The sequence below is a fragment of the Aeromicrobium sp. genome, assembly GCF_036676885.1.
Taxonomy (GTDB): Bacteria; Actinomycetota; Actinomycetes; order Propionibacteriales; family Nocardioidaceae; genus Aeromicrobium.
Map to the genome: position 1 here is coordinate 1 of NZ_JAKFCB010000359.1, position 9,064 is coordinate 9,064.

The 9,064-nt window shown below is 68.4% G+C and carries 8 protein-coding genes; 6 read left to right on the forward strand and 2 right to left on the reverse strand.

The annotated features are described in order from the left end of the window. The 5 genes from lepA to V6M46_RS17090 form a co-directional block, all read left to right on the forward strand. The coding region (lepA, locus tag V6M46_RS17070; RefSeq protein ID WP_332667276.1) for a translation elongation factor 4 at positions 1-1,688 on the forward strand (1,688 nt) is incomplete at its 5' end. 39 nt (positions 1,689-1,727) lie between these two features. Next, complete coding sequence (locus V6M46_RS17075; RefSeq protein WP_332667277.1) at positions 1,728-2,363, forward strand: MOSC domain-containing protein; 636 nt, start codon at positions 1,728-1,730, stop codon at positions 2,361-2,363. Positions 2,364-2,466: 103 nt separating this feature from the next. Further along, positions 2,467-4,302 carry an AMP-dependent synthetase/ligase gene (locus tag V6M46_RS17080; protein WP_332667279.1) on the forward strand — a complete coding sequence of 612 codons (1,836 nt, stop codon included), beginning with the start codon at positions 2,467-2,469 and terminating at the stop codon, positions 4,300-4,302. Between the two features lie 3 nt (positions 4,303-4,305). Beyond that, positions 4,306-5,496 carry a radical SAM family heme chaperone HemW gene (gene hemW, locus V6M46_RS17085; RefSeq protein WP_332667281.1) on the forward strand — a complete coding sequence of 397 codons (1,191 nt, stop codon included), beginning with the start codon at positions 4,306-4,308 and terminating at the stop codon, positions 5,494-5,496. Positions 5,497-5,601: 105 nt separating this feature from the next. Further along, positions 5,602-6,708: a CHAP domain-containing protein gene (locus V6M46_RS17090; protein ID WP_332667283.1), complete on the forward strand. Its 1,107-nt coding sequence runs from the start codon at positions 5,602-5,604 to the stop codon at positions 6,706-6,708. Here V6M46_RS17090 and V6M46_RS17095 read toward each other — a convergent pair. Continuing rightward, positions 6,695-7,528 (reverse strand): DUF3097 domain-containing protein, encoded by an 834-nt coding sequence (locus tag V6M46_RS17095; RefSeq protein WP_332667285.1) that lies wholly within the window; start codon positions 7,526-7,528, stop codon positions 6,695-6,697. The two genes, V6M46_RS17090 and V6M46_RS17095, sit on opposite strands and share 14 nt — an antisense overlap. Continuing rightward, positions 7,521-7,964, reverse strand: a complete 444-nt coding sequence (locus V6M46_RS17100; protein WP_332667287.1) for a hypothetical protein — start codon at positions 7,962-7,964, stop codon at positions 7,521-7,523. Before V6M46_RS17100 ends, V6M46_RS17095 begins: the two co-directional genes overlap by 8 nt. Before the next feature lie 59 nt (positions 7,965-8,023). Here V6M46_RS17100 and hrcA point away from each other — a divergent pair, with 59 nt between their 5' ends. Further along, positions 8,024-9,040, forward strand: a complete 1,017-nt coding sequence (gene hrcA / locus V6M46_RS17105) for a heat-inducible transcriptional repressor HrcA (protein ID WP_332667288.1) — start codon at positions 8,024-8,026, stop codon at positions 9,038-9,040. The last annotated feature ends 24 nt before the right edge of the window (positions 9,041-9,064 follow it).

Sequence of the window (9,064 nt, forward strand, 5' to 3'; positions counted from 1 at the left end):
ACCGCATGGACATCGAGCGCGAGCGCGGCATCACGATCAAGAGCCAGGCCGTGCGCATGCCGTTCACCAAGACGAGCGGTGACGACGCCGGCACGGTCTACATCCTCAACATGATCGACACCCCCGGCCACGTCGACTTCACGTACGAGGTCAGCCGCAGCCTCGAGGCGTGCGAAGGCGCGATCCTGCTGGTCGACGCCGCACAGGGCATCGAGGCGCAGACCCTCGCCAACCTCTACCTGGCGATCGACGCCGACCTCGACATCATCCCGGTCCTCAACAAGATCGACCTGCCCGGCGCGCAGCCCGAGAAGTACGCCGCGGAGATCGCCGGCATCATCGGCGGCAACCCGGATGACGTGCTCCGTGTCTCGGCCAAGACCGGTCAGGGCGTCGAGGAGCTGCTCAACCTGATCGTCGACGAGGTTCCGCCGCCCAAGGGCGATCCCGACGCACCGCCGCGTGCGCTGATCTTCGACTCGGTCTACGACACCTACCGGGGCGTCGTGACGTACGTCCGTGTGGTCGACGGCAAGCTCTCGCACCGTGACCGCATCAAGATGATGTCGACCGGAGCCGTGCACGAGATGCTCGAGGTCGGCGTGATCTCACCCGAGCCGGTCAAGGCAAAGGAGATCGGCGTCGGCGAGGTCGGCTACCTCATCACCGGCGTCAAGGAGGTCCGTCAGTCGCGAGTCGGCGACACCGTGACCTCCAACATCCGCGGCGCGACCGAGCCGCTCGGCGGCTACAAGAACCCCAACCCCATGGTGTTCGCCGGCCTCTACCCGATGGACGGCGACGACTACCCGACGCTGCGCGACGCGCTCGAGAAGCTGCAGCTCAACGACGCGGCCCTCGTCTACGAGCCGGAGTCGTCAGGCGCGCTCGGGTTCGGGTTCCGCATCGGCTTCCTGGGACTCCTGCACCTCGAGATCGTCCGCGAGCGGCTCGAGCGCGAGTTCAACCTCGAGCTCATCTCGACCGCGCCCAACGTCGTCTACCGCGTCGACATGGAAGACGGCAGCGAGCACGTGGTCACCAACCCGTCGGAGTATCCCGACGGCAAGATCGACAAGGTCTACGAGCCGGTCGTCCGCGCCACGGTGCTGAGCCCGACCGACTACATCGGCACGATCATGGAGCTGTGCCAGGCACGTCGTGGGCAGCTGATCGGCATGGACTACCTCTCCGAGGACCGCGTCGAGATCAAGTACACGCTGCCGATGGGCGAGATCATGTTCGACTTCTTCGATGCGCTCAAGAGCCGTACCAAGGGCTACGCATCCCTCGACTACGAGCCCACCGGCGAGCAGGCCTCCGACCTGGTCAAGGTCGACGTGCTGCTGCAGGGTGAGGTCGTCGACGCCTTCAGTGCGATCGTCCACCGCGACAACGCGTATGCCTACGGCGTCTCGCTGGCCTCGAAGCTCAAGGAGCTCATCCCGCGCCAGCAGTTCGAGGTGCCGATCCAGGCCGCGATCGGCGCCCGGGTCATCGCCCGCGAGAACATCCGCGCGATCCGCAAGGACGTGCTCGCCAAGTGCTACGGCGGCGACATCTCCCGCAAGCGCAAGCTGCTCGAGAAGCAGAAGGAGGGCAAGAAGCGGATGAAGATGGTGGGTCGTGTGGAAGTGCCACAAGAGGCCTTCATCGCTGCTCTGTCCACCGGCGACCCCATCAAGTAGCCGGACTCGCGCTCTCCACGATTCGATAACCTCTGGCCCATGTCCTTCGTGGTGTCCGTCAATGTCGGCCGCACCATCGACGTGCCGTGGGGTCAGCTCAAGCGGACGGCGATCGACAAGCGGCCGGTCGACGGCCCGGTGCAGATCCACGAGCACGGCGTCGGCCACGACGAGATCGCCGACCTGCAGCACCACGGCGGCCCGGACCAGGCCGTCTACGCGTACGCCCGGGAGGACCTCGAGGTGTGGGAGCGCATCCTGGGCCGCGAGCTCCGGGCCGGCCAGTTCGGCGAGAACCTGACGACGCAGGGGATCGACCTCAACGCGGCCAGGGCGGGGGACCGGTGGCGCATCGGCGGGACGTTGCTGGAGATCTCCGGCGTGCGGATCCCGTGCTCGGTGTTCCAGGGCTTCCTGGGCGAGCAGCAGTGGGTCAAGCGGTTCACCCTGGAGGGCCGGCCCGGCGCCTACCTCCGGGTGATCGAGACCGGCACCGTCAGTGCCGGCGACCCCATCGAGATCGTCGAGCGGCGGGACCACGATGTGACGGTTGACCTGCTGTTCCGTGCCCTGACGACCGAGCGGCACCTCATCCCGCGGCTGGCCGAGGAGCCACGCCTGGAGTCTTTCTTGGCGCGCCGTTTGGGTGCGCGCAGCAACAACACAGCGACGTGACTCGGGGGTAAGTTAGGGTGATCCGCACCACAGCCCATTCCCCCTACTCGCAGAGCTCGTGGGGGGACCCCCACATCCGTACGTAGCGCCCAGAGGACCTTTCATGACCGTCACCGTTTCCACCCCAGAGCAGCTTGCGATCGTCAATGACCGGGCCCCCAGCATGGGTGCCGCATTCTTCTCCCGGGTCGAGCAGTCCGGCCCCCGCGAGGCCTATCGCTATCCCGACGAGGACGAGAACTGGCACTCGCTGACCTGGTCCGAGACCGGCGACCGGGTGACCCGGCTTGCGGCCGGCCTGATCTCGCTCGGCATCCAGCCCGAGGAGCGGGTGGCGATCGCCTCCGGCACGCGCCTGGAGTGGATCCTCGCCGACCTGGCCATCGTCGCGGCAGGCGCGGCGACGACGACCGTCTACCCGTCGACGATGTCCGATGACGTCGCCTACATCCTCGCCGACTCCGACAGCCGGATCGTCTTCGCCGAGGACGACGAGCAGGTCGCCAAGCTCCGCGAGAAGCACTCCGAGCTGCCGTCGATCGTCAAGGTCGTGGTGTTCGAGGGCACGACCGACGGTGACTGGGTCATCGGCTTCGACGACCTCGAAAAGCTGGGCGAGGCCTACCTCGAGCAGCACCCCACGATCGTGGCCGACCGGGTGGCCGGGACCAAGCCCAGCTCGCTCGCGACCCTGATCTACACGTCTGGCACGACCGGGCGGCCCAAGGGCGTACGCCTGAGCCACGACGGCTGGACGTACGAAGGCGCGGTCATCCTCGCCGGCGGCTTCCTCAGCGAGGACGACCTGCAGTTCCTGTGGCTGCCGATGGCGCACTCGTTCGGCAAGGTCTTGCTGTCGACGCAGATCGCGGTCGGGTTCCCGACGGCGATCGACGGACGCGTCCCCAAGATCGTCGACAACCTGGCCGTCATCAAGCCGACGTTCATGGGCGCCGCGCCGCGCATCTTCGAGAAGGCGTACGGCCGCATCGTCGGCATGGCCGAGGCCGAGGGCGGCGTCAAGCTCAAGATCTTCAGGTGGGCCGAGAGCGTCGGCATCGAGCACTCACGCGCCGTGCGCTCCGGCAAGGCCATCTCGCCGGTCCTCAAGGCGAAGTTCGCCGTGGCCGACAAGCTGGTCTTCTCGAAGGTGCGCGAGCGCTTCGGCGGCCGGGTGCGATTCTTCATCTCCGGTGCAGCGGCGCTGTCGCCCGAGATCGCGGAGTGGTTCCACGCCGCCGGCGTCCTGATCCTCGAGGGCTACGGCCTGACCGAGACCTCGGCGGGTGCCTTCGTCAACCAGCCGGGCAACTTCAAGCTCGGCTCGGTCGGCACGCCGTTCCCCGGCAGCCAGGCCCGGATCGCCGAGGACGGTGAGGTCCTGATCAAGGGCCCGCACATCATGCAGGGCTATCACAACCTCGACGCCGAGAGCGCCTCGTCGCTGACCTCCGAAGGCTGGCTGCACACCGGCGACGAGGGCCGCATCGACGAGGACGGCTTCCTGTTCATCACGGGTCGCAAGAAGGAGCTGTTCAAGACGTCCGGCGGCAAGTACGTCGCCCCGCCGCACATCGAGGGCATGTTCAAGGGCATCAGCGCCTTGACGAGCCAGATCGTGGTGCACGGCAACGAGCGCAACTTCTGCTCGGCCCTGATCACGCTGGATCCCGACGGCGTCGCCGAGTGGGCCGCCAACCACGGCATGGCTGGCAAGTCGTACGCCGAGGTCGTCGCGTCGCCGGAGATGCACGAGCTGATCCAGAGCCAGATCGACGAGCTCAACTCCAAGCTCAACCGCTGGGAGACGATCAAGAAGTTCGCGATCCTCGACCACGACCTCAGCATCGAGAACGGCGAGATCACGCCCAGCATGAAGGTCAAGCGCAACGTCGTCGAAGCCAACAACAAGGACATCCTCGACGCCTTCTACGCTTAGGCGGTGAACCTTCGCGAGAGCCCGGTCGTCCAGCTGGACGGACGGGCTCTCGTGCTTGATGCACAGCGGCCGTTCGGGGTGTACGTGCACGTGCCGTTCTGCTCGGTGCGCTGCGGCTACTGCGACTTCAACACCTACACGGCCGACGAGCTGGGCGAGGGCGCCACCCGCGCGTCGTACGCCGACACCGCGATCCTCGAGATCGAGCGGGCCGGCCGCGAGCTCGTGGGCGCGCCACCGGTCGAGACGGTGTTCTTCGGCGGCGGCACGCCGACGCAGCTGCCCTCGGCCGACCTCGTACGCATCCTCGAGGCGATCCGCCGCACGTTCGGCTTCGCCCGCGGGGTGGAGGTCACGACCGAGGCCAACCCCGACAGCGTCACGCCGGAGTCGCTCGCCACGCTGCGCGAAGGCGGGTTCACCCGCATCTCGTACGGCGTGCAGTCCGCCGTGCCCCATGTGCTGGCGACCCTCGAGCGTACGCATGACCCGGCGGGCGTGCCCCAGGCCGTCAGGTGGGCGCGCGAAGCCGGGTTCGAGCAGCTCAGCGTCGACCTGATCTACGGCACGCCGGGCGAGTCGATGGACGACTGGCGGGCGAGCATCGACCAGGCGATCGCCCTCGAGCCCGACCACATCAGCGCCTACGCCCTGATCGTCGAGGACGGCACGGCGTTCGCCCGCAAGGTCAGGCGCGGCGAGGTGGTCATGCCCGACGACGACGAGACCGCCGACAAGTACGTGCTTGCCGACGAGCTGTTCTCCGCGGCCGGCCTGGGCTGGTACGAGCTGTCCAACTGGGCGCGCGACGACGCGGCGCAGTGCCGGCACAACGTCCTCTACTGGCGGAGCGACAACTGGCTGGGCATCGGACCGGGCGCTCATTCGCACGTCGGCGGGGAGCGCTGGTGGAACGTCAAGCACCCGGCGGCGTATGCCGGGCGGCTCCTGGCCGGTGACTCGCCCCGGCACGACGGGGAGACGATCGACGCCGCCACGGCACGGATGGAGCGGGTCATGCTGGAGACCCGGCTGCGCACGGGCCTGGCGCTCGACTCCCTCGCGCCGCACGCCCGCGCGGCGGTCCCCGGCGTCGTGTCGCGCGGGCTGGCGACGCGCGAGGGCGAGCGCCTCGTCCTGACCCGGTCCGGGCGGCTCCTGGCCGACGCCGTCGTACGCGAGCTCGTCGAATAGTCGCATTCGGCTGAAGTAACGCGAGGTTACTGCTTACGCTCCGAACTGGGAGTGGGTCTATGGGAGTGGACCCTGGGAGCTCGGGGGAGAAACGGCGAGGGAGCCATGCGCCACGCGCGTGGGCCGGTGCGACTGCTGGGAGCTGTCGTCGCGCTGGTCATGATGATGTGGGCCGTACCGGCCCAGGCACTGACGATCAACGTGCTGTGCACCGGCTTCACGGGGTGCATCACGCTCGGACGTGCCGATGGCGGTTACGGCACCGTCTTCCAGCAGTCGTTCTGGAACATGACTGCGGGCCACAACTGCACCAACTACGTGGCATACCGCCTGACCCATGGCCGGCTCGTCGCTCGGCCACCGGGCACCAACAGCGCGCTGACGTGGGGGCCGGCGGCGCGGCAGGCCGGCATCCCGGTCGACGACGTCCCGACCGTCGGCTCCGTCGCGTGGTGGGGCGCCGGCGTCGGTGGCGCCTCCGCGACGTCGGGGCATGTCGCGTATGTCGAGGCGGTGCTGCTCGGCGGCGTCGTCCTGGTCTCGGAGGACAATCTCAACGGCGACTTCCGCTGGCGCCTGATGACGCGGCTGGACGGCACCTGGCCGTCCGGATTCATCCACTACCCGGAGTCCGACGGATCGCCCGCGGGTGAGTTCACCTCGGTGACCTCGCCGGACGCGGGCAAGCTCGACTTCTGGGGCTCGGCCATGGACCCGGATGCGCAGGACAACAACCGGACCTACCTGGTGAGCCTCGGCGGACCGCGCGGCACTCCTGGCGCCGAGACGTTCACGTTCCAGAGCGAGTGGTTCCGATTCCACCGGACGAACTACGTCGGCACGCGAGGCGCGACGACGATGTACCTGTACGCCCTGAACGCCCCCGGCACGGCCGGCCGGGACGTGCTGCTCGGCCAGCGGAACGTGACGATCCGGTCGAGATCGACGACGTATGCGTCGTTCGTCGACTCGTCCATCAGCCGCACCCAGAACCCGAGGTTGCGGGTCAGCCTCGCGCCGACGCGGGCGAGCGGGACCGTCGAGATCAGGCGTGGGTCGACCCTGCTGAAGCGGTTCACGATGACCAGCGGGACCCGGCGGACAGTCACCCTGCCACGCCAGCGCAAGGGCCGGTGGACGATCACCGTGCGCTACCGCGGTTCGGTCGCGTTCACCGCAAGCAGCCGGACGGTGTATCTCAGGGTGCGGTGACGAAGTCGATGAGCTCCTCGACCCGGCCGAGGAACTCCGGCTCGAGGTCGGCGTAGGAGTCGACCCTGCTGAGGATGTGCTTCCACGCCCGGGCGATGTCGGCCTGGTCGCGGTGCGGCCAGCCCATCGCCTCGCAGATGCCGTGCTTCCAGTCCGTCCCGCGGGGGATGACGGGCCAGGCGGCCATGCCGAGGCGGTCGGCCTTGACCGACTGCCACACGTCGACGTACGGATGGCCGACGACGAGCACGTGCGGGCGACCGGAGACCTGTTGTGCGATGCGCGTCTCCTTGGACCCCGCGACGAGGTGGTCGACCAGCACGCCGAGTCGTCGGTCCGGGCCGGGGGAGAACTCGTCGACGATCGAGGACAGGTCGTCGATGCCGCCGAGGTACTCGACCGCCACGCCCTCGATGCGCAGGTCGTCGCCCCACACCTTCTCGACGAGCTCGGCGTCATGACGCCCCTCGACGTAGATGCGGCTCGGCAGCGCGACGCGGGCCCTGGCGCCGGCGACGGCACGCGAGCCCGATGCCGTACGCCCGGAGGTCGCCTTGGTCGCGGCCGACGGGGGCCGGAGGTTGACCGGCTTGCCGTCGAGGAGGAAGCCGGGCCCGAACGGGAAGGACCGGCGCACGAGCCGTCGATCCTCGAGGATCATCATGCCGAGGTCCTTCTCGACGATCATGACCTCGCCGCAGAAGCCGGTCGTGGCGTCCTCGACGACCATGCCGTGCTCGACGACGACGTCGACCGTGCGACCGCGTGGCGGCTTGCGCCAGTCGCTCGACAGGACGTCAGTGCCGTAACGGTCAACCATGCAGTGCCCCCAGGAGTCGTTGGTGCAGCGTCTCGACATCGTCCTTGGTGATGTCGCCGCCGAGGATGTGGACCTGGCCCTCCATCAGGCCCAGCGCGAGGTCGACCGCGACGGGCCAGCTCGGCGGGACGTCGGAAGGCAGGTCAGCGGCCCACAGGTCGCCGATCGCGACGTGACGGAGCGTCTCGTCGAGACCGATGTGGGTCACGGTCATGACGAGCTCGCCGCCCACCGGCCCGTCGCCGAGGTGAGCCACCTCGACGAACCAGTCGCCGCCCAGATCGAGCGCCCATACCGACGACAGCTCGCCGCCCTGGGACTCGTGGGCGATGGTCGTGCCGTCGTCGAGCGTGATGAGCCGCGGCGTGTAGGTGAGGGATCGCTCGGCGCCTTCGACCACGATCGAGCCGTCGTCATTCGTCTGGATTCCCCGCACATCGCTAGACTGGCACTTGACCAGGGAGAGTGCCAGCAGGCTCGCGGAGAGGGGATTGTATGTCTGACGATCGCCGCCTCGACGTGCTGCGAGCCATCGTCGAGGACTACGTCGCCACGCAGGAGCCGGTCGGCTCCCGCTCACTGTTGGACCGTCACCAGCTCGGCGTCTCGCCCGCGACGATCCGCAATGACATGGCGGCGCTCGAGGACGAGGGCTACATCATGCAGCCGCACACGAGCGCCGGCCGCATCCCGACCGACAAGGGCTACCGGATGTTCGTCGACCGGCTCGCCACGGTCAAGGCCCTGTCACCGGCCGAGCGCCGGGCGATCGAGACGTTCCTGACCGGAGCCGTCGACGTCGACGACGTCGTGCAGCGTTCCGTACGCGTGCTGGCCCAGCTCACCAACCAGGTCGCGATCGTGCAGTATCCCTCGCTGACCCGCTCGACGGTCCGCCACATCGAGGTCGTCGCGCTCGAGGGCGCCCGCGTGCTGCTCGTGGTCATCACGAGCAGCGGCCGGGTGGAGCAACGCATCATCGAGCTCATCCAGACGCCGACCGACCAGCTGATCGGCGACATCCGGTCGAGGATCACCCAGGCCACGGTCGGGCAGCGGCTCCCTGAGGCCTCGCTCCGGCTCGCCGACATGATCGAGACGTTCGCGCCCAACGACCGCCCGATCGTCACCTCGATCGTCACGACGTTGTCGCAGACGTTCACCAACGAACGCTCCGATGAGCGCATCGCGGTCGGCGGCACGGCCAACCTCGTGCGCTTCGGCAGCGACTTCGACACCGCGATCAAGCCGGTTCTCGAGGCGATCGAGGAGCAGGTCGTGCTGCTCAAGCTGCTCGGCGAGGCGACCGGCGGCCTGACGGTCCGCATCGGCACCGAGACCGGCCACGAGAGCCTGTCGAGCACGGCCGTCGTCTCATCGGCGTACGGTCTTGATGACCAGGCGCTCGCCACCCTCGGCACCGTCGGGCCGACCCGCATGGACTATCCCGCAACGATGGCCGCCGTCGGCGCCGTCGCCCGCTACGTCGGCCGCATGCTGGCCGACAACTGACCCCACGTGATCAAGGACACCCAC

Coding starts and splice junctions, on each gene's coding strand:
- V6M46_RS17090 (WP_332667283.1), top strand. CDS start 5,602: ATGCGCCACGCGCGTGGGCCGGTGCGACTGCTGGGAGCTGTCGTCGCG.
- hrcA (WP_332667288.1), top strand. CDS start 8,024: ATGTCTGACGATCGCCGCCTCGACGTGCTGCGAGCCATCGTCGAGGAC.
- V6M46_RS17080 (WP_332667279.1), top strand. CDS start 2,467: ATGACCGTCACCGTTTCCACCCCAGAGCAGCTTGCGATCGTCAATGAC.
- V6M46_RS17095 (WP_332667285.1), bottom strand. CDS start 7,528: ATGGTTGACCGTTACGGCACTGACGTCCTGTCGAGCGACTGGCGCAAG.
- V6M46_RS17075 (WP_332667277.1), top strand. CDS start 1,728: ATGTCCTTCGTGGTGTCCGTCAATGTCGGCCGCACCATCGACGTGCCG.